This is a genomic window from Arthrobacter sp. K41 (genome assembly GCF_059089645.1).
Genome location: NZ_JBNHEW010000005.1, coordinates 217,431 through 238,848, shown reverse-complemented (window position 1 = coordinate 238,848; position 21,418 = coordinate 217,431). Strand labels below are relative to the sequence as shown.

Below are 21,418 nucleotides of genomic sequence, written 5' to 3'. Positions count from 1 at the left end.
CTTGTGCCTATGTGTGGAATCGTGGGATATGTGGGCCGTTCTAATAACGGCGGAAGTCACAGTGCGCTGGACGTTGTCATCGAGGGGCTGCGCCGCCTGGAGTACCGGGGCTACGACTCCGCAGGGGTCGCCGTGGTGTCCCAGGGTTTGATTGAGTCGCGGAAGAAGTCCGGGAAGCTGAGCAACCTGATTGCTGAGCTGGAGGACCGTCCGCTGCCGGAGACCGTAACCGGGATCGGCCATACCCGCTGGGCTACCCATGGCGGGCCGACGGACCGGAACGCGCACCCGCACCTGGCCGATGACGGCAAGCTCGCCGTGATCCACAACGGGATCATTGAGAACTTCGCCGAGCTCAAGCTGGAACTGCTGGAAAAGGGCGTCACCTTCCTGTCCGAGACGGACACCGAGGTAGCCGCCGCGCTGCTGGGTGATATTTTCCGGAACAAGCTTGGCGGGGACGTTTCCGACGGCGGCCTGACCCGTGCCATGGAGCTTGCCTGCCAGCGCCTCGAGGGGGCCTTCACCCTCCTTGCCGTGCACGCGGACCAGCCCGACGTCGTCGTGGCCGCCCGCCGCAACTCACCCCTGGTGGTGGGCCTGGGCGAGGGCGAGAACTTCCTGGGCTCTGACGTCTCCGGCTTCATCGACTACACCCGCCGGGCCGTGGAACTGGGCCAGGACCAGATCGTTACCATCACCGCGGACACCGTGGACATCACCGACTTTTACGGCAACCCGGCCGCGGGCAAGGAATACCACGTGGACTGGGACCCGGCCTCGGCCGAAAAGGGCGGCTTCAGCTCGTTTATGGAGAAGGAAATCCATGACCAGCCCGACGCCGTGGCCCAGACCCTGCTGGGACGTTCTGACCTGAACGGCATGCTGACCCTCGATGAGCTTCGGATCGACCCGGAGCTGCTGAAGCAGGTCAACAAGATCATCGTCCTGGCCTGCGGCACCGCCGCGTACGCCGGCACGGTGGCCAAGTACGCGATCGAGAACTGGTGCCGGATCCCCACCGAGGTGGAGCTCGCGCACGAGTTCCGCTACCGCGACCCGATCCTGGACGAGAAGACCCTGGTGGTGTCCATCAGCCAGTCCGGCGAAACCATGGACACCCTGATGGCCGTCCGTTACGCCCGGGAACAGGGCGCGAAGACCATCTCGATCTGCAACACTAACGGCTCCACCATCCCGCGCGAATCCGACGCCGTGCTCTACACGCACGCCGGCCCGGAAATCGCCGTGGCCTCCACCAAGGCCTTCCTGGCCCAGATCACCGCCGCGTACCTGCTGGGCCTGTACCTGGCGCAGCTGCGCGGAAACATCTTCTCCGGCCAGATCAAGGACGTCCTCGCGGACCTGTCCAAGATCCCCGCGAAGATCCAGACCATCCTGGACGGTGCCGGCCCGCTCCGTAAGCTCGCCCGGAGCATGGCCAGCGAGACCTCCGTGCTGTTCCTGGGCCGCCACGTCGGCTACCCGGTAGCCCTCGAGGGTGCACTGAAGCTCAAGGAAATCGCGTACATCCACGCCGAAGGCTTCGCCGCCGGCGAGCTGAAGCACGGCCCCATCGCCCTGATCGACGAAGGCAAGCCCGTGTTCGTCGTGGTCCCGTCCCCCCGCGGCCGCGATTCACTGCACGCCAAGGTGGTCTCGAACATCCAGGAAGTCCGCGCCCGCGGTGCCCGCACCCTGGTTATCGCCGAGGAAGGCGACGAAGCCGTCAAGGCCTACGCCGAGCACGTCTTCTACGTCCCCGAAACCCCCACCCTGCTCATGCCGCTGCTGACCACCGTCCCGCTGCAGATCTTCGCCGCGGAACTCGCCGCAGCCAAGGGCTACGACGTGGACCAGCCCCGCAACCTCGCCAAGAGCGTCACCGTCGAGTAACTGGGGGCCGGCAGCGTGCTGCCCCACCTCTGAACGCCCCGGGCCATTCGCCCGGGGCGTTCTTTGTTTCCGGCACGGGGCACGGCGGACGGCAAGGCCGGGAGCGCCACCGTAGAGTAGTGCCATGATCGTTGGCATAGGCGTAGACGTTGTAGACATCGAGCGGTTCGGCCGTCAGCTTGAGCGCACCCCGGGCCTGAAGGACCGGCTGTTCGTGCCCGCTGAGCGGGAGCTGAACACCCGGTCGCTGGCCGCGCGGTTCGCCGCGAAGGAAGCAGTGGCCAAGGTCCTCGGCGCGCCGGCCGGCATGAACTGGCAGGACTGCTGGATCGGCCTTGACCACAACGGACCCACCGTCCTGGTCAAGGGAACCGTGCTGGCCGTTGCCGAGTCCAAGGGCGTCAAGCGCTGGCACCTCTCCATCAGCCACGACGGCGGCATCGCCACAGCAACGGTCCTGGCCGAAGGCTGAACGGGCTGCCCACAGTTACCTAACACCGTGATCAGCGCCTACACCGGATCCCAGGTCCGCGAAGCCGAGAAACCACTCCTTGCGGCGGGCCTGGGCGATGTCCTCATGCAGTGCGCAGCCCACGGGCTGGCCAATTCGGTGGTCCGGGAACTCAAGTCCCGCGGCCGCCGGGTCTACGGCGCCACGCTTGTGGTGCTCACCGGCAAGGGCAACAACGGCGGGGACGGCCTCTACGCCGCCGCGTTCCTCGCAGCCCGGGGGATACGCACGACGGCGGTGCTCACCGCTGATTCAGCGCATCCCCAGGCGCTGGCTGCTTTTGAGCGGGCCGGCGGCAGGATCCTGCACCTCGCCACTGCGGCACTGAGCGAGCTGGCAGCAGAAGCGGCCCATTCCGACGTCGTCATTGATGCCGTGCTGGGAACAGGCGCAAAAGGCGGGCTGCGGGGGAGTGCGGCCGAGCTTGTCAGTGCCATTGCCGATGGCCGGGCCGGCCAGGCTGCCCGTTTTGTGGTGGCGTGCGACCTGCCCAGCGGCGTCGACGCCGATACGGGGGAAGTATCAGAACCGGTGCTTCCCGCGGATGTAACGGTGACATTCGGCGCAGCAAAAGCCGGCCTGCTGGTTGACCCCGGCGCCGACTACGCCGGCAGGGTGGACGTGGTGCCCATCGGCATCGAGGACAATCTCGAAGGTCCCGCCCTGCGCCGGCTTGAAGCTGCAGACATCGCGGGCCGTTTACCCAACCCCGCCCGGCGCGCGCACAAGTACTCCCGCGGGGTCCTGGGAGTGGTGGCTGGCTCCGCCGACTATCCCGGCGCGGCCGTCCTGGCCTGCCGGGGCGCCCTGGCCGCCGGAGTGGGGATGGTGCGCTACCTCGGGCCGCCCGAGGTCGGGGACCTGGTCCGCCAATCGTGCCCTGAGGTGGTCTGCAGTACAGGCGCGGTTGCCGGGAACCGGGTCCAGGCGTGGCTGGTGGGTTCGGGCATGGGCCCGGACGACCACGAGCAGCTGCAGCGCGCCCGCGACGCCGTCGGATCCGGCCTTCCTGTGGTGGCCGATGCCGGTGCCTTGCCCGCCCTTCCCGATGTCCTCGCCCCGCATGTGGTGCTGACTCCGCACGCAGGCGAGCTCGCCGCACTCCTCAAACGCCTGGGCGGTCACCAGGACCGCGCAGCAGTTGAGGCAGGGACACTCGATGCAGTCCGCCAGGCCGCCGCACTGACCGGAGCGACCGTCCTGCTGAAGGGGGCCACCACCCTGGTGGCCGCACCCTCAGGGGATGTATACAGCCAGGCGGACGGCACGCCCTGGCTCGCCACTGCCGGCAGCGGCGACGTCCTCGCGGGCATCATTGGGGCGCTGCTCGCCCAGTCTTCTCCCGACGTCGGACCCTCGGGAAAGTCGAACACGGAAGCGGACGCCCGCTGGGCTGAGCTGGCCGCGCTGGGAGCAGCGCTGCACGGCCTGGCCGGGAGGGCGGCGTCGGACGCCTGCTTCGGCGGGTCTATCGCTGCTGGCGGAATCGCCGACTCCTTACCTCACGTTTGGGGTAAAGTAAGCACGCTTAGTAACTCTGGGGCCCCGCAACGTAATAGTCACACCCAGCCGTTACGGTAGCAGTAGTTCGCACCGGCAGCAGGAGCCCCTGCTCTTCTGCTGCTAAATATCAATGAGGAGCATTAATGGAAGTCTGGCCTGGATCGGCTTATCCCCTTGGCGCCACCTACAACGGCACCGGCACCAACTTTGCCCTGTTCAGCGAACGCGCCGAAAAAGTTGAGCTTTGCCTTTTTGACGATGATGGCAAGGAAACCCGCATACCGGTAGACGAAGTGGACGGGTACGTCTGGCACTGCTACATCCCGCAGGTACAGCCCGGCCAAAAGTACGGCTACCGTGTACACGGCCCATACGATCCCGCTTCCGGCAACCGCTTCAACCCCAACAAGCTCCTGCTGGACCCCTACGCCAAGGCCGTTCACGGGCAGGTGGACTGGGACCCTTCGCTGTTCACCTACAACCTGGGTGAGCCGGACACCATCAACAACGAGGACTCCGCCAGCCACATGATGATGGGCGTGGTCATCAACCCGTTCTTCGACTGGGACGGCGACCAGACCCTGCGGATTCCTTACCACCAGTCAGTCATCTACGAAGCCCACGTCAAGGGCCTCACGCAGTTGCACCCGGAAATTCCCGAGGAGCAGCGCGGAACGTACGCAGGCGTGGCCCACCCCGCCGTCATCTCCCACCTCCAGAAGCTGGGTGTCACCGCCATCGAACTGATGCCCGTGCACCAGTTCGTCAATGACGGGACCCTGGAGGACAAGGGCCTGAGCAACTATTGGGGCTACAACACCATCGGTTTCTTCGCGCCGCAGAACACGTACAGCTCCACGGGCGATACCGGCCAGCAGGTCCAGGACTTCAAAGCCATGGTCCGCTCGCTCCACAAGGCGGGTATCGAGGTCATCCTCGACGTCGTCTACAACCACACCGCCGAGGGCAACCACCTGGGCCCCACGTTGTCCTTCAAGGGCATCGACAACGCCTCCTACTACCGGTTGATGGAGGGCGACGAAAAGCACTACATGGACTACACCGGTACCGGCAACACGCTGAACGTCCGCCAGCCCCATTCACTCCAGCTGTTGATGGATTCCCTGCGCTACTGGGTCACCGAGATGCACGTGGACGGTTTCCGCTTTGACCTTGCCTCCACCCTGGCCCGCGAGTTCTACGATGTTGACAAGCTGTCCACCTTCTTCGAGCTCATCCAGCAGGACCCGGTTGTTTCCCAGGTCAAGCTCATTGCCGAGCCGTGGGACGTTGGGCCCGGCGGCTACCAGGTAGGAAACTTCCCGCCGCAATGGACGGAATGGAACGGCAAGTACCGCGACACCGTGCGCGACTTCTGGCGCGGCGAGCACGCCACACTGGGCGAGTTTGCCTCCCGCATCACCGGTTCGGCGGACCTGTACGAGCACTCCGGGCGCCGGCCTGTGGCATCCATCAACTTCGTCACTGCCCATGATGGTTTTACCCTCGCGGACCTGGTGTCCTACAACGAGAAGCACAACGACGCCAACGGCGAGGGCAACAACGACGGCGAATCCCACAACCGGTCCTGGAACTGCGGCGTTGAGGGTCCCACGGATGATCCCGAGGTCCTTTCCCTGCGGGCCCGCCAGCAGCGGAACTTCATTGCCTCGCTGCTGCTCTCCCAGGGCGTGCCCATGCTCCTGCACGGCGACGAGATGGGACGCACCCAGCAGGGCAACAACAACGGGTACTGCCAGGACTCCGAGCTGACCTGGATCAACTGGGACAGCGTTGACCAGCCATTGATCGAGTTCACCGCAGCCGTCAACGCGCTCCGCGCCAAGCACCCCACCTTCCGGCGCAGCCGGTTCTTCGACGGACGGCCCGTCCTGAGGGGCGAAGGCGAACGCCTGCCGGACATCGTATGGCTTGATCCGAGCGGCGAAACCATGAAGCCGGAGGCTTGGGACAGCGGATTCGGGCGGTCCGTGGGCGTCTTCCTGAATGGAAATGGCATCCAAGGCAAGGACACCCGCGGACGGCGGATCACGGACGTGAACTTCCTGATGTTCTTCAACGCCCACGATGACACCGTCAAGTTCACCCTTCCGGCGGATGAGTATGCCCCGGCCTGGGACGTCATCATCGACACTGCCGGGCAGAACGCCGACACGGAGCCGGTCTCCGCAGGGCAGCCGCTGCCTGTGGAAGCCAAGTCCCTGGTGGTCCTGCGTGCCCACACCATTGAAGAAGTAGAACCGGACCACTCGGTTGCGGCATCCCTCGCGGCACTGACGCAGACCTCCACCAGCGAGACCGAGTCCCTCACCGCCCCCATGGTGGCGGAGCCTGGGAAGACCACGAAGATCGGGGAGCGGAAGGACGCGGGCAAGTGAGAGTACCTGCATCCACCTACCGCCTGCAGATCCGCAGCAGCTTCACCTTGTTCGACGCTGCTGAAAAGGTCCCGTACCTCAAGGACCTGGGAGCGGACTGGATCTACCTTTCTCCCATCCTGACGGCGGAGCAGGGCTCGGACCACGGCTATGACGTGACTGACCCCTCCGCCGTGGACCCGGAGCGCGGCGGCCCGGAAGGGCTGCTGGCCCTCTCCAGGGCTGCCCGCGAGCACGGCATGGGTGTCCTCGTGGACATCGTGCCCAACCACGTGGGCGTCGCAACGCCTGCACAGAACCCCTGGTGGTGGTCCCTGCTGAAGGAAGGCCAGGGCTCACCCTACGCCGAAGCCTTCGACGTCGAGTGGGAACTGGCCGGCGGAAAGGTCCGGCTGCCCATGCTGGGTTCCGGCGAGGACCTGGACAAGCTGGAGGTCAAGGACGGTGAACTCCGCTACTACGACCACCGCTTCCCGCTGGCCGAGGGCACGTATTCCGACGGTGACACGCCGCAGGAAGTCCACAGCCGCCAGCACTACGAGCTGATCGACTGGCGCCGCGCAGACGCCGAGTTGAACTACCGGCGCTTCTTCGCGGTCACCACCCTGGCCGGAATCCGCGTGGAAACCCCTCGTGTCTTCGAGGAAGCCCATGCCGAGGTGGGCCGCTGGTTCAATGAGGGGCTTGTGGACGGGCTCCGCGTGGACCATCCCGATGGCCTGGCGGATCCCGCAGGCTACCTGCGGTGGCTGAAGGAACTCAGCGGCGGAGCCTACATCCTGGTGGAAAAAATCCTGGAGCCGGGCGAAGCCCTGCCCCAGGACTTCGCCACCGAGGGCACCACCGGGTATGACGCCCTGGCTGACGTGGACCGGGTCTTCGTTGATCCCGCCGGTGAGCAGCCGCTCAACGACCTGGATGCAAAGGTCCGGGAATCAGCAGCCCCCGCGGACTACGCCGAGATGATCCGCGGAACCAAGCGCATGATCGCCGACGGCATCCTCCGCTCCGAGGTTCTGCGGCTGGCCCGCCTGGTTCCGGAGTCCTACGGGCTTCCGGTGGAACAGGCTGCCGACGCGATCGCCGAGATCATTTCCGCTTTCCCGGTCTACCGGACGTACCTGCCCACCGGCGCCGAGATCCTCAAGGAAGCCTGCGAGTCCGCGGCGGCCCGACGCCCCGAGCTGGAAGTTGCCGTCGGCACACTACTGCCCCTGCTCCTGGACCCGGCCAACCCCATTGCGGTCCGGTTCCAGCAGACCTCTGGCATGGTGATGGCCAAGGGTGTTGAAGACACGGCGTTCTACCGCTACACCCGGCTTGGCACCCTGACGGAGGTTGGAGCCGAACCAACGGAGTTCGCTGTCTCTCCCGAGGAGTTCCATCACCGGATGACCCGGCGGCAGCAGGAACTTCCGCTGTCCATGACCACCATGTCCACGCACGACACCAAGCGCAGCGAAGATGCACGGGCCCGGATTTCGGTGATCGCCGAGCTGCCGCAGGAATGGGCAACCACGCTGAACAGCCTCCGCGAGCTTGCCCCGATTCCGGACGGTCCGTACGAGAACCTGCTGTGGCAGGCCATCGTCGGCGCGTGGCCTGCGAGCAGGGAACGGCTCCAGGGCTACGCGGAGAAGGCTGCCCGGGAGGCCGGCAACTCCACAAAGTGGACCGACCCCGACGAGGAGTTCGAGTCCGCGGTCAAGGCCGCGGTTGACGCCGCGTTTGACGACCATCGGGTCACCGAACTGGTGGAAGGCTTCGTGGCACGGATCGACTCCTTCGCTGCGTCCAACTCCGTGTCCGCCAAGCTGATCCAGCTGACCATGCCCGGTGTGCCGGATGTGTACCAGGGCAGTGAATTTTGGGAACGGTCCCTGACTGATCCGGACAACCGGCGGCCGGTGGACTTCGCGGCCCGCCAGGAGGAGCTCGCAAAGCTCGACGCCGGCACGTTGCCCGCGGCGGGGACCGAAACCAGCAAGCTCCTGGTCACCTCCCGGGCGCTCCGGACACGCCGCGACCGGCCCGAACTGTTCCAGGGTTACAGCCCGGTGACGGCAACAGGGGCTGCGGCAGAGCACCTGCTCGCCTTCCACCGCGGTGCGGATGGAACCACCGGCGCCCTGACTCTCGCCACCCGGCTGCCCGCAGGACTGGCGGCTGACGGCGGCTGGCGGGACACCGCCGTTGAACTCCCCGCCACCATGCGTGACGAGCTCACCGGCGCCGGGTACGGACCAGGCACCGTTTCGGTGGCTGACGTCCTGGGTACCTTCCCTGTGGCTTTGCTCGTACCCGTGGATGGAGAAAAGGCATGACCCTCGTCAATGTTGGGCCCGAGCGTTTCGACGTCTGGGCTCCCGACGCCCATTCGGTAATCCTCGTGGCCGGCGGCCGGCAGTACCCGATGCTGAAGAAGGAGACGGCGCCAGGTTCGGAAGGGTGGTGGACTGCCCCGGACGCTCCGGCGGACGGGGACGTGGACTACGGCTACCTGCTGGACGGGGACGGCCAACCCGTGCCCGATCCGCGGTCGCGGCGGCTGCCCGAGGGCGTCCACAAGCTGTCCAGGACCTTCGATCCCGCCGCCTACGCGTGGCAGGACGGCGCCTGGAAGGGCAGGGAACTGCAGGGGTCGGTCATCTACGAACTCCATGTGGGGACCTTCACCCCAGAGGGAACCCTGGACGCCGCCGCCGGAAAGCTCGGCTACCTCGCGGACCTGGGCGTGGACTTCGTGGAACTGCTGCCCGTCAACGGCTTCAACGGAACCCACAACTGGGGCTACGACGGCGTGCAGTGGTACGCCGTCCACGAAGGATACGGCGGGCCTGCGGCCTACCAGCGCTTCGTCGACGCAGCCCATGCGGCAGGCATCGGGGTCATCCAGGACGTGGTGTACAACCACCTCGGCCCGAGCGGCAACTACCTGCCCAAGTTCGGTCCCTACCTGAAACAGGGCGATGCCAACACCTGGGGTGACTCCGTCAACCTGGACGGTCCGGGCTCGGACGTGGTGCGCGAGTACATCCTGGACAACCTCGCGCTCTGGCTCCGGGACTACCACGTGGATGGTCTGCGGCTTGACGCCGTGCACGCGCTCCGCGATGAGCGCGCCGTGCACATCCTCGAGGAGTTCGGCGCCCTGGGCGACGCCGTTTCAGCCGAAACGGGGCTGCCGAAGACGCTGATCGCGGAGTCGGACCTGAACAACCCGCGCCTGCTCTACCCGCGGGCCGCCAACGGCTACGGGCTGGCGGGGCAGTGGAGCGATGACTTCCACCACGCGGTGCACGTGAGCGTCAGCGGGGAGACCACAGGGTATTACGAGGACTTCCAGTCCCTGGGTGTGCTGGCAAAGGTCCTGAAGGACGGCTTCCTGCACGACGGCAGCTACTCCAGCTTCCGCGGGCGCCACCACGGCCGGCCCATCAACCCGGCCCTGGCCCACCCGGCAGCGCTGGTGGTGTGCAACCAGAACCACGACCAAATCGGCAACCGCGCCACCGGGGACCGGCTGTCGCAGTCGCTGTCCTACGGGCAGCTGGCCGTGGCCGCCGTGCTCACGCTGACCTCGCCGTTTACGCCCATGCTGTTCATGGGCGAGGAGTTCGCCGCCAGCACCCCCTGGCAGTTCTTCACCTCGCACCCTGAACCCGAGCTGGGCAAGGCAACTGCGGAGGGCAGGATCAAGGAGTTCGAGCGCATGGGGTGGGATCCCGCCGTCGTGCCCGACCCCCAGGACCCCGAGACCTTCCGCCGTTCCAAGCTGAACTGGGACGAAGCTGCCGGCGGTGACCACGCCCGGCTGCTGGAGCTCTACCGCTCCCTGACGGAACTCCGCCGGGAACACGCCGAGCTTGCCGGGCTGGACTTCAGCGAGACAGACGTGAGGTTCGACGACGACGAGGGCTGGCTGCGTTTCCGCCGCGGCAGCGTTGAAGTGCTCCTCAACTTCTCGGACGCCAAGGTCCGGCTGGACGGCGTATCCGGCTCGGTCCTGCTGGCAACGGATGAGGGTACCGGTCTTGACGGCGACGCCCTCGCGCTGGCTCCCTGGAGCGCTGCGATCCTGAAGTCCTGAACACTGCTTGGCTAAGTTACGCCGCGGGCTGCTGCTGTCAGCCCGCGGCGTAACTTTTCTCCCCGGCACTGTAGCGCGGGTCACAGCTGGCAGGATGGAACGCATGACTTATTCCGCGGCGGAAGACCGCTACGAATCCATGCCCTACCGCCGGGTCGGCCGCAGCGGGCTGAAACTTCCGGCCATCTCGCTCGGCCTGTGGCACAACTTCGGCGACGACAAGCGCTTTGACGAACAGCGCGCCATCCTCCGCCGCGCCTTCGACCTGGGCGTCAACCACTTCGACCTCGCCAACAACTACGGCCCGCCTGACGGTTCCGCCGAGACCAACTTCGGCCGGCACCTCCAGGACGACTTCAAGCCCTACCGCGACGAACTGGTCATCTCCACAAAAGCCGGCTACTACATGTGGCCCGGCCCCTACGGCGAATGGGGCTCCAGGAAGTACCTCATTTCCAGCCTCGACCAGTCGCTGCAGCGGATGGGCCTGGACTACGTGGACATCTTCTACAGCCACCGGCCGGACCCGGAGACTCCCCTGGAAGAAACCATGGGTGCCCTGGATTACGCCGTGCGCTCGGGCAAAGCGCTGTACGCCGGCATCTCCTCCTACACCCCGGAGCAGACCCTCGAGGCGGCCCGCATCTTGAAGGACCTCGGGACGCCGCTGCTGATCCACCAGCCCAGCTACTCCATGCTCAACCGCTGGACCGAGAACGGCAGCCCCAACCTGTACGAGGCACTTGACCAGGTGGGAGCCGGTTCCATCGCCTTCTCGCCGCTGGCCCAGGGCATGCTTACCGACCGCTACCTGAACGGTGTTCCTGCCGATTCGCGCGCCGCCAAGGCCCGGTTCCTCTCAGAGGACTCCATCACTGATGAAAAGCTGGACCGGATTCGCGGGCTGCACGGGATTGCCGAAAACCGCGGGCAGTCGCTGGCGCAGATGGCCGTCGCCTGGATCCTGCGCGACCAGCCCAAGGGCTCGCCCGTTACGTCCGCGCTGGTGGGCGCCTCGAGCGTCCGCCAGTTGGAGGACACGCTGGCCGCGATCAACAACCTGGAGTTCTCCGAGGACGAGCTGACTGACATCGACGAGTTCGCCGTCGAGTCGGACATCAACCTCTGGAAGCAGCCCGCCTAGGTTACCGCCGCCCATCAACGGAGTGGGACCGGGGAACAAAGCCCGGTCTCACTCTGTTGGGTACAATGAATAGGCGCCACGTGGCGCCGCCCCGCCGGCCGCCGTCGTACCTTCGTCGCAGCGCAACCTGGCTGGCCGACGTTTGTCCCCCAAAGGAGTTCCGTGTCTTCACATCCGATTCGTGTTGCAATCGTCGGCGTAGGAAACTGCGCCGCTTCCCTGGTCCAAGGTGTCCACTACTACAAGGACGCTGACCCCGAGGCCACGATTCCGGGCCTGATGCACGTTGAGTTTGGCCAGTACCACGTGGGTGACGTTGAGTTCGTCGCAGCGTTTGACGTGGATGGCAAAAAAGTTGGTGTTGACCTTGCCGATGCCATCCTGGCCAGCGAAAACAACACCATCAAGATTGCAGACGTGCCGCCCACCGGTGTCACCGTCCAGCGCGGCCAGACCCTCGACGGTCTGGGCAAGTACTACCTCGAAACCATCGAGCAGTCCACCGAAGAGCCCGTTGACGTTGTGCAGGCGCTCAAGGACGCCAAGGTGGATGTCATGGTTTGCTACCTGCCGGTTGGTTCGCAGGAAGCGGCCGAGTTCTACGCCCAGTGCGCCATCGACGCCGGCGTGGGCTTCGTCAACGCCCTGCCCGTGTTCATCGCAGGCACCAAGGAGTGGGCGGACAAGTTCACCGCCGCCGGTGTGCCGATCGTTGGTGACGACATCAAGAGCCAGATCGGTGCCACCATTACGCACCGTGTTATGGCAAAGCTCTTCGAAGACCGCGGTGTCACCCTTGACCGCACGTACCAGCTGAACGTCGGCGGCAACATGGACTTCAAGAACATGCTGGAGCGCGACCGCCTCGAGTCCAAGAAGATCTCGAAGACCCAGGCCGTAACGTCCAACGTTGAGGCCGAACTGGCCGCAAAGGACGTGCACATCGGCCCGTCGGACTATGTCCAGTGGCTCGATGACCGCAAGTGGGCCTTCGTCCGCCTTGAGGGCCGCAACTTCGGTGACGCCCCCGTTTCGCTGGAGTACAAGCTGGAGGTTTGGGATTCGCCGAACTCCGCCGGTGTGATCATCGACGCCATACGCGCCGCCAAGATCGGGCTGGACCGCGGCATCGGCGGCCCCCTGCTCTCCGCATCGAGCTACTTCATGAAGTCCCCGCCGGAGCAGTTCAACGACGACCTCGCCCGCGAAAAGGTCGAAGCCTTCATCCGCGGAGACCTCGAACGCTAACCCGTTCGTCCGGCTGACCCCTGAGACCCTCTCTCACTTGACGTCAGTTTTTGGGCAATCCTCTATCACTCAACGTCTGTTTCACGCGGCGCTCTCTCACTTTTAGTGGGGGAGCGCCGCGCGTTTAACCCCGGTAGCGGCGGGTGGCGTTGCTGGCCGGGGAAGGGCACATCGAGTGAGAGAGGATCGCCGGAAAGCGCACATCAGGTGAGAGAGGGTCTGTGGAAAGCGCACATCAGGTGAGAGAGGGTCTGTGGAAAGCGCACATCAGGTGAGAGAGGGTCTGTGGAAAGCGCACATCAAGTGAGAGAGGGTGCGGTGGGGGACAGCGCAACGGGGGAGGGTCAGGTGAGGCCTACCGGGTTGCCGGCGCCGTCCACGTCCATCCGCAGTGCGGCCGGGGCGGCGGGCAGGCCGGGCATGGTCATCACGGCACCGGTCAGCGCCACGATAAACCCGGCTCCGGTTTTGGGCAGAAGATCACGCACATGGATGGTGAAACCTTTCGGCGCACCCAGGCGGGAGGCATCGTCGGTGAACGAGTACTGGGTTTTGGCCATGCATACCGGCATGCCGCCCCAGCCGTTCCGTTCTATGTCGGCCAGCCGCTTCAAGGCCGGCACGGAAAAGTCGACGCCGTCCGCGCCGTAGATTTCCTGCGCTATGGTCCGGATCTTGTCCTCCACCGGCAGCTCCAGGGGATACAGGTGCCGGAAGCTGTTCGGGCCGGCCACGACGCCGGCGACGAGGGCTGCGAGTTCATCGCCGCCGTCGCCCCCGCCGCCGCGTGCCCAGACATCGGTGACGGCGGCCTGGACTCCCTCGGCAGCACACCAGGCGAGCAGCCAGTCGAGTTCCTCGGGGGAATCCGACGAGAACCTGTTGATGGCAACCACTGGCGTCACACCGAACTTCTCAATGTTGCGTACGTGCCGGCGGAGGTTGGCCACCCCTGCTTCCAGGGCCGGCAGGTCCGGCAGGGTGAGCCGGTCCTTCGGCACCCCGCCCTGCATTTTCAGCGCCCGCACGGTGGCCACCACCACGACGGCGGAAGGGATTAGACCGCCGCACCGTGCCTTGATGTCCATGAACTTCTCGGCACCAAGATCGGCGCCGAAACCGGCCTCAGTAACAACGATGTCCGCCAGCCGCCGGGCCGTCTGGGTGGCGATGAGCGAGTTGCAGCCATGGGCGATGTTGGCGAACGGACCGCCATGGACCAGCGCCGGGGTGCCCGCGATGGTCTGCACCAGGTTCGGCTTAATGGCTTCTTTCAAGAGCAGGGTCAAAGCGCCCTGGACACCGAGGTGGGCCACGGTGACAGGGGAGCGGTCAAAGGTATAGCCGAAGGTGATCCTGCCCAGGCGCTCCCGGAGGTCCGCCAAATCAGTAGCCAGGCAGAAAACGGCCATGACCTCCGATGCCACGGTGATATCGAATCCGTCCTGGCGGGGGACTCCCTGCGCCGGCCCGCCGAGGCCGATCACCACCTCCCGCAGGGCGCGGTCGTTCATGTCCAGCACCCGCTTGAATGTCATGCGCCGGGGATCGATGTTCAGTTCGTTGCCCTGGTAGATGTGGTTGTCCACCAGGGCCATGAGCGCATTGTTGGCCGAGGTGATGGCGTGGAAGTCGCCGGTGAAATGCAGGTTGATCTCGTCCATGGGCAAAACCTGCGAGTACCCGCCGCCGGTGGCTCCGCCCTTCATACCCAGGACAGGACCCAGTGACGGCTCCCGCAGGGCGATCATCACCCGGTGTCCGGCCCGGGCCAGCGAATCGGCGAGCCCCACTGTGGTGGTGGACTTGCCCTCACCTGCCGGGGTAGGGGACATGGCCGAGACCAGCACCACCTTCCCGTGGGGCGGAGGCGCCGAAAGCTGCGCGGGATCAACCTTCGCCTTGTACCGCCCGTACAGCTCCACCGCCGCCGCATTGATCCCCGCCGCAGCCGCAATCTCCTCGATGGGCCGGATCCGTGCCGCACGTGCAATCTCGAGGTCACTTGGGGAAGCAGACATCATTGTCCTTTTCTTGGGCGGATGCGGCAGGTGGGGGCGTTAGGGGGCAGGAACGGTGGTCAGGTGCTGGCCCACGAAATCGTCGACGGCGGCGTGGTAGCTTTCGAGCGTGATGGCGGCAGTGCGCTGCCACCCCGAGCTCTGGGCCCGGATGGCGGCTGCCCGTCCCATGTCTTCCCGGGTGGCGGGGTCGTCATACAGGGCCTCCAGCGCATCCGCCCAGTCAGAGGCGTGATGGCCGTCCACCAACAGCCCCGTCCTGCCGTCGAAAATTGCCCGGGAAAGCCCGCCGACGCGCGTCGCCACGACGGGAGTGCCGCAGGCCTGGGCTTCCAGGGCCACCAGCCCGAACGATTCGCTGTAAGAGGGCATCACCACAACGTCGGCCGCGCGGAACCAGGCCGCCAGCTCGGGCGCCTTCACCGGCGGAAGCTGCGTGACGACGTCGTCCATTCCCGCCTCCGCGACCAGCCGCCGGAGATTGAACTCCTTGTTCCCGCTCAGCGAGCCGAGGATGGTGAGCCGGAGGTTGATGTCCGGCCGCCGGCGCCGCAGCAGGGCCGCTGCCTTCACCAGGATCTGCGGACCCTTCAGTCGCTGGATCCGGCCCGCGAAGACGAGGTGGAAGGTTTCCGGGCCGATGCCCCGCCCGGTCCTCGCCCTGGCGCGGAAGGCAGGAGTGAAAGTGCTGAGATCGACGCCGGGCGGGGCGATGTCTATCCGGTCATAAGAGGCGCCGTAATGCGACACCAGCTCAGCGGCCTCGGCGCTGGTGTTGGCGATCAGCCGCGCGGCCCCGTCCACGATCCGGTGCTCACCCAGCTCCCGGCGCCGCGGCTCAGGCTGTTCCCCGGACTCGAGCAGGAGGTTTTTGACCTTGGCCATGGTGTGCATGGTGTGGACCAGCGGCACGCCCCACAGTTCGGACAGCTCCAGCCCGGCGATGCCGGATACCCAATAGTGCGAATGGATGACGTCGTAGCGGCCATGCGGCTGCCGCTGACGGATCTGCTCGATTTCTTCCACCATGTGGTGGAGAAGTCCGGGAAGCTCTTCCTTGGGGATCTTCCTGGCAGGTCCGGCCAGGACGTTATGGACGCACACGCCGGGATCCGGGTGTTCGATGGCGGGCTGGCCGGCGGAGGTGGATCGCGTGAAGATCTCCACTTCCACGCCCGCTTCGGCCAGCGCGGAGGCCAGTTCGCGGATGTAGACGTTCATCCCGCCGGCATCACCGGAGCCGGGCTGCTCCATGGGGGAGGTGTGGAGGGACAGTAAAGCCACCCTGCGGACCGCTGCCACTGGACCTCCTTCCGGCCACCGGCGCAGATTAACGCGCCGGGTCAGTGCTGGGCATTCGATAAAACACTACTCCTGTGTCAACGCGTACCACTGCGCCACGTCTTCCTCAAGCTTGGAAACGCCTGCTCGTAGCCGCTCAGCAGTGCTGCGGCGAGCTCCTCGGAGGCCACCAGCGAATGCCGGGCGAACGCCTGCAGTGCCGCCCCGCGGTCACCTTCCGTCGCTGCCCGCACTGTCAGCCGTTCCACGTCCTTGACCTGCTGCAGCAGCCCGAGCTGCTCCGGCGGAGGAGCCGCCTGTGCCAGCGGCAGCGCGCCGTCGGCCGTCACCGTACAGGGAAGTTCGACGACGGCGTCCGCCGGCAGGCCCGGAATGGCGGCTGCGAGGGTGGCCGCCTCCGTGCCGGCCGGGGGTAGCGCGAATGCCCCGGTAGTGCCGGCTGGGGGTAGCGGAGACGTCCCGGTGGCGCCGGCCGGCACGGTGTTGCGCGTGTTCAAAATCAGCTGGACCTCGCCGGAACCTGAAAGGGCGCGCATGGCCGCCAGTGCGACGCGTTCATAGCCGCCACCGGCAAGGTCGGCTTCGTCGCGGTGTTCGTCCTTCCCCCGGGCCTCGGCCAGGTATCCCTCCTCCCGCGACCGGCGCGCAGCCTCCCACATGGTGAACGCCTCACCGCCCGCCGCAGCCAGCCGCGGATACAACTCCTGCTGCTGGCTGTGAATGGATTCCCCGCGGGTAGCCGGCAGGGCACGCATCGCTTCCCGGGCTGCGTCCTGCTGGTAGTAGTAATACAGGTACTCGTTGGGGAGCGCGCCAAGGCGGGCCAGGAACGGTTGCGGAAAGAGCCTGCCTTCTTCGAAGGACTGGAGGGCCTGCGGATCGGACAACAGCGCGGGAAGGACGTCCCGTCCGCCGGACTCCAGCCGGTACAGCCAGCCCAGGTGGTTCAGGCCGTAGTAGCCCACGCCGTCGAGCCTTCCTTCCGGGAGTGCGACGCCTGCGGCCCGGGCGGCCCGGTGTACCAGGCCGCCCGCGGAGTCGCAGATCCCGATGACGCGCCTGCCGAGCACCGGCAGGAGTGCTTCGGTGACCATGCCGGCAGGGTTGGTGAAGTTGATCAGCCACGCGTCGGGGCAGTGTTCCTTCATCAGGTGCGCGAGCTCCAGCATGCGCGGGATGGTCCGGAGGGCATAGGAGATGCCGCCGGCGCCCGTGGTTTCCTGTCCCAGCAGCCCCAGGTCCTGCGCCACTCTTTCGTCGGCGACCCTTCCGGCCGTGCCGCCGGGACGGATTGCGGCAAACACCATCTGTGTCCGCGCCAACGCCTGCGCCAAATCGGTGGTGGGGTGCACCGGCAGGCGCCGACCAGGGCCGGGCATGCTGCGCAGGACAGCTGTCACGGCGGCCAGGCGGGAGAGGTCGACGTCGAACAGCACCAGTTCGCTGACTACGCCGGTGAAGGGGCCGGAGGCCAGGGCCCGGTAGATCAGCGGAACCCGGAAACCCCCGCCGCCCACAATCAAAAGCCGCATAATCAGCAGTCTAGGGGCGGGTGTCCGCAGCACCTACAGCAGCCCCTACCGGATGTCGGTGGCAGGGCGTAGTGTGCGGCACATGAACGCGATCCCGGCACGCCAATTCGACCCCCTGGCCGCCGTCCGCTCGCCCTCGGACCCCGGATTCGACGTGCTGCTGGCCGGCACGGTGTTCCAGGACATCATCTTCACCGGATTGCCCCACGCACCCGAGCCGGGCACCGAAATCTGGAGCGACGGCATGGGCAGCTGCCCGGGCGGGGTGGCCAACCAAGCCATCGCTGCCGCGCGTCTGGGCCTGCGGACCGGCCTCGCCGCGGCCTTCGGCGATGACGGGTACGGGGACTTCAACTGGAAGATCCTCTCTGCCCAGGAGCACGTGGACCTGAGCCTGTCACGGAAGGTTCCGGGCTGGCATTCGCCGGTCACTGTCTCGCTGTGTGTGGACAAGGACCGGTCCCTGGTGACCCACGGCCATGCCGCGCCGGTAACGGCGTCGGAGCTTATCGGGGACCCGCCTCCAGCGCTCGCAGGCATCGCGGAAGTGGGGCTGGAGGTTGAACCATGGGCCAAGGAGGCGCACCAGGCGGGAGTAAAGCTGTTTGGCGACGTCGGGTGGGACCCCAGCGGCGTCTGGGCGCCGGTGCGGCTGAACAACCTGCAGTACTTCCACGCGTTCCTGCCCAACCAGCGCGAGGCCATGGCGTTCACAGGCAAGGACGATCCGTGGACGGCCCTCTACGCGCTGGCGGACCGGGTGCCGGTTGCCGTGGTGACACTGGGGCCACAGGGGGCCATGGCGGTGGACTCCGAAACCGGGGAGGAGGAGTGGGTGCCTTCCCTGCCCGTCAAGGCGTTTGATCCCACCGGCGCCGGTGACTGCTTTGACGCCGCTTTCATCGTTGGCAGCCTGGCCGGCTGGCCGCTGGGGAACAGGCTGCGTTTCGCAAACCTCTGTGCCTCCCTGGCAGTGCAGGAGGTGGGAGGATCGCTGGCCGCCCCGGGCTGGGGGGACATCGCCGACTGGTGGAAGCGCGCCAATGCCCGGCCAGAACGGCAGACCAGCCAGTGGCTCCGGCGCTTCTCCTTCCTGGCCGACATCGTCCAGGACGTTCCGCTCGCGGCCCAGCGCAGGGCATCGGCCACCATCGCACACCTCTCAGACGCCTGATTATTCGGCCCGAAGCGCCAGCACTAGAATCACTAGGGTGACTTACCCCGCAACGACCGGTGATTTTGACGCTGCCCCGGGACAGGACCCCCGCAACGAGCGGTCCGCCGTGATCGACCTTGATGCCATCCGGCACAACGTCCGGCGGCTGGCCGCTGCAGCCTCCCCGGCGAAGGTCATGGCCGTAGTGAAGGCGGACGCGTACGGGCACGGCGCCGTCCCGGTGGCGCGTGCGGCCCTGGAAGCCGGCGCCGCCTGGCTGGGGGTTGCCCACATTTCAGAGGCGCTGGCGCTGCGTGCCGCCGGGATCGACGCTCCGCTGCTGGCCTGGCTGCACACCACGGAAAGCAACTTTGGCGCAGCGGTGGCAGCCGGCGTCGACATCGGTTGCTCCGGCTGGGAACTTGACCGCATTGTCGCCGCGGCCCGCGAGCAGGAACGCCCCGCCCGCATCCATCTGAAGGTGGACACCGGCCTGGGACGCAACGGTGCAACCCTCGATACCTGGGACCACCTGGTGGGCGAGGCCATGGAATACCAGGACCAGGGACTGCTGCGGGTGGTGGGGATCTTCTCGCACCTGGCCGTCGCCGACGAACCCGAACGGCCGGAAACCGACCAGCAGCTCGCCGCCTTCCGCGAAGCCCTGGCTGTGGCCGAGGACGCCGGCGTGGACCCCGAAGTCCGGCACCTTGCCAACACTCCGGCCACGCTGTCCCGTCCGGACACCCACTTTGACCTGGTCCGGACGGGCCTGGGGATTTACGGGTTGTCGCCCTTTGCCGGGCAGACGTCCGCCGAGCTGGGCCTCCGCCCCGCCATGACCCTCCGGACCCTGGTGTCCCAGTGCAAGGAGGTCCCGGACGGGCAGGGCGTCTCCTATGGCCTGCGCTACCGCACCAGCGGCCGCAGCACTTTGGGCCTGATCCCGGTGGGCTACGCCGACGGCGTGCCGCGCATCGCCACCGGCGGGCCCGTCCGCGTGGCCGGCAAAACCTACCCGGTAGTAGGACGGATCGCCATGGACCAGATGGTCATCGACCTTGGCGGCATCGGCCATGCCGGGGCGGGCCTGCTGGGTGCCGAAGCTGAGCTGTTCGGCGACGGCGCCGACGGCGGCCCCACTGCTGATGACTGGGCGCGTGCCGCCGGCACCATCAACTACGAAATCGTCACCCGGATCAGCCCACGCGTACCCCGCCGCTTCATCAACGAAGAGGCGCCGGCCGCCGTCGGGCAGCGTGCGGAGGGGGCAGCGTGAACGCGCCGGAGCCTCTGACCAACGGCCAGGCCGCTCCCAACTGGGAAAAGACGTTCACCGCGACGACGGCGGACCAGACCCACGCGCTCGCCGTGCGTCTTGCGGAGGTCCTGGAGGCCGGGGACCTGTTGGTACTCTCCGGCGAGCTGGGTGCCGGGAAAACCACCTTCACGCAAGGTTTGGGGGAGGGCCTGGGCGTGCGCGCAGGCATTATCTCGCCCACCTTTGTCCTGGTGCGCATCCACCCCAACCTGCCGGACGGTCCGCGGCCCGGCGGGCCGGACCTGGTGCACGTGGACGCCTACCGGCTGGGATCGGCCGCCGAGGTAGACGACATCGACCTCGAGAACACCCTCGACTCCTCCGTGACGGTTGTGGAATGGGGCCACGACCGGGTGGAGCACCTGAGCGAGAGCCGCCTGGAAATTGACCTGCACCGTGCGATCGGCTTGAGCGGCACTACGGTCAATGGCACGGCACCAGGGGCTGTGGGCGGGGGAGCCGGAGCGTCCCCCGGGTTCACCCGGTCCGACGGCGGGACCCTGGATTTCGACAACGAGGACACGGACGAGCCCCGCACCATCGTGATGCGCGGGTACGGTCCGCGCTGGCCGGCGCTTCCGGGTCCGGTTGCCGCCTCTGAAGGGAACGCCTGATGCTTATCCTCGCCATCGATACCTCCGCCGTGGCGAGCGCTGCCCTGGTTTCCGGCGACGCCCTCGAAGGCGTGGTGGCCAGCTTCTCCACGGAGGACACCCGAAGCCATGCGGAAGTGCTCGCGCCGGGAATCGAACGGTTGCTCGTTGACGCCGGTGTCAGCGGAGACGATATCGACGCCCTCGTGGTGGGCGTGGGTCCCGGACCGTTCACCGGGCTGCGGTCCGGCATCGCCACCGCTCGCACCCTGTCCTTCGTGTGGGGTAAACCCCTGTACGGGCTGATGAGCCTGGATGCCGTGGCACTGGAAGTGGCGGAATCCACCGCCGCGGCCCCGGACTTCCTGGTGGTCACCGATGCCCGGCGCAAAGAGGTGTACTGGGCCCGCTACAGCCTTGCCGATGGCCAGCTTCCCGTGCTGGAGGACGGGCCGCACGTTGGCTCTGCCACGGATCTGCCGGACCTCCCCGCCTACGGTGCCGGTGCCGGGCTCTACGGAGAAACCCTGAAGGCGAACCCGGAATTCGCGCTGGAACAGCCGGACGCCCTGTACCTGGGCCAGTTCGCACTGGCCCGGCTTGCCGCCGGAGATTCCCTCCTCGACTCCACCCCCTTGTACCTGCGCGAATCCGATGCGCAGGTTCCCGGGCCCAGGAAGAGGGCCCTGTGAACGCCGCCGC

The 21,418-nt window shown here is 66.7% G+C and carries 15 protein-coding genes; 12 read left to right on the top strand and 3 right to left on the bottom strand.

The genetic code is table 11. The annotated features are described in order from the left end of the window. Positions 1–9: 9 nt before the first annotated feature. The 8 genes from glmS (at position 10) to AC5RTE_RS13605 (ending at position 12,791) form a co-directional block, all read left to right on the top strand. On the top strand, positions 10–1,896 hold the full coding sequence (glmS, locus tag AC5RTE_RS13640) for a glutamine--fructose-6-phosphate transaminase (isomerizing) (protein WP_494041934.1): 1,887 nt from the start codon (positions 10–12) through the stop codon (positions 1,894–1,896). A gap of 124 nt (positions 1,897–2,020) precedes the next feature. Then, complete coding sequence (locus AC5RTE_RS13635; RefSeq protein ID WP_494041933.1) at positions 2,021–2,368, top strand: holo-ACP synthase; 348 nt, start codon at positions 2,021–2,023, stop codon at positions 2,366–2,368. Positions 2,369–2,395: 27 nt separating this feature from the next. Then, a complete protein-coding gene (locus AC5RTE_RS13630; RefSeq protein ID WP_494041932.1) occupies positions 2,396–3,988 on the top strand; it encodes an NAD(P)H-hydrate dehydratase in 1,593 nt (530 codons plus the stop codon). A gap of 65 nt (positions 3,989–4,053) precedes the next feature. Further along, positions 4,054–6,309, top strand: coding sequence for a glycogen debranching protein GlgX (gene glgX / locus AC5RTE_RS13625; RefSeq protein WP_494041931.1), 2,256 nt, complete (start codon positions 4,054–4,056; stop codon positions 6,307–6,309). Beyond that, the gene (gene treY / locus AC5RTE_RS13620; protein WP_494041930.1) at positions 6,306–8,633 is read left to right on the top strand and encodes a malto-oligosyltrehalose synthase; all 2,328 of its coding nucleotides are present in this window, start codon (positions 6,306–6,308) and stop codon (positions 8,631–8,633) included. Before glgX ends, treY begins: the two co-directional genes overlap by 4 nt. After that, positions 8,630–10,399: a malto-oligosyltrehalose trehalohydrolase gene (gene treZ, locus AC5RTE_RS13615; protein WP_494041929.1), complete on the top strand. Its 1,770-nt coding sequence runs from the start codon at positions 8,630–8,632 to the stop codon at positions 10,397–10,399. The genes treY and treZ overlap by 4 nt, the downstream gene beginning before the upstream one ends. Before the next feature lie 103 nt (positions 10,400–10,502). Next, positions 10,503–11,543 (top strand): L-glyceraldehyde 3-phosphate reductase, encoded by a 1,041-nt coding sequence (gene mgrA / locus AC5RTE_RS13610; RefSeq protein ID WP_494041928.1) that lies wholly within the window; start codon positions 10,503–10,505, stop codon positions 11,541–11,543. Between the two features lie 162 nt (positions 11,544–11,705). Further along, positions 11,706–12,791: an inositol-3-phosphate synthase gene (locus tag AC5RTE_RS13605; protein ID WP_494041927.1), complete on the top strand. Its 1,086-nt coding sequence runs from the start codon at positions 11,706–11,708 to the stop codon at positions 12,789–12,791. A 344-nt stretch (positions 12,792–13,135) separates the two neighbouring features. Here AC5RTE_RS13605 and AC5RTE_RS13600 read toward each other — a convergent pair whose 3' ends face one another. The 3 genes from AC5RTE_RS13600 to AC5RTE_RS13590 form a co-directional block, all read right to left on the bottom strand. After that, on the bottom strand, positions 13,136–14,812 hold the full coding sequence (locus AC5RTE_RS13600) for a formate--tetrahydrofolate ligase (protein ID WP_494041926.1): 1,677 nt from the start codon (positions 14,810–14,812) through the stop codon (positions 13,136–13,138). A gap of 39 nt (positions 14,813–14,851) precedes the next feature. Further along, positions 14,852–16,114, bottom strand: coding sequence for a D-inositol-3-phosphate glycosyltransferase (gene mshA / locus AC5RTE_RS13595; RefSeq protein WP_494041925.1), 1,263 nt, complete (start codon positions 16,112–16,114; stop codon positions 14,852–14,854). 77 nt (positions 16,115–16,191) lie between these two features. Further along, positions 16,192–17,646: a family 4 glycosyl hydrolase gene (locus tag AC5RTE_RS13590; protein WP_494041924.1), complete on the bottom strand. Its 1,455-nt coding sequence runs from the start codon at positions 17,644–17,646 to the stop codon at positions 16,192–16,194. An 82-nt stretch (positions 17,647–17,728) separates the two neighbouring features. On the opposite strand from AC5RTE_RS13590, the gene AC5RTE_RS13585 reads away from it, so the two are divergent. The 4 genes from AC5RTE_RS13585 to tsaB are packed head-to-tail and all read left to right on the top strand — an operon-like array spanning position 17,729 to position 21,408. Further along, positions 17,729–18,820: a carbohydrate kinase family protein gene (locus tag AC5RTE_RS13585; RefSeq protein WP_494041923.1), complete on the top strand. Its 1,092-nt coding sequence runs from the start codon at positions 17,729–17,731 to the stop codon at positions 18,818–18,820. Positions 18,821–18,857: 37 nt separating this feature from the next. Continuing rightward, positions 18,858–20,081, top strand: coding sequence for an alanine racemase (gene alr / locus AC5RTE_RS13580; RefSeq protein WP_494041922.1), 1,224 nt, complete (start codon positions 18,858–18,860; stop codon positions 20,079–20,081). Beyond that, the gene (gene tsaE, locus AC5RTE_RS13575; protein ID WP_494041921.1) at positions 20,078–20,737 is read left to right on the top strand and encodes a tRNA (adenosine(37)-N6)-threonylcarbamoyltransferase complex ATPase subunit type 1 TsaE; all 660 of its coding nucleotides are present in this window, start codon (positions 20,078–20,080) and stop codon (positions 20,735–20,737) included. The genes alr and tsaE overlap by 4 nt, the downstream gene beginning before the upstream one ends. Then, entirely contained in the window at positions 20,737–21,408 is a 672-nt protein-coding gene (gene tsaB / locus AC5RTE_RS13570; protein WP_494041920.1) for a tRNA (adenosine(37)-N6)-threonylcarbamoyltransferase complex dimerization subunit type 1 TsaB, read from the top strand. Before tsaE ends, tsaB begins: the two co-directional genes overlap by 1 nt. The last annotated feature ends 10 nt before the right edge of the window (positions 21,409–21,418 follow it).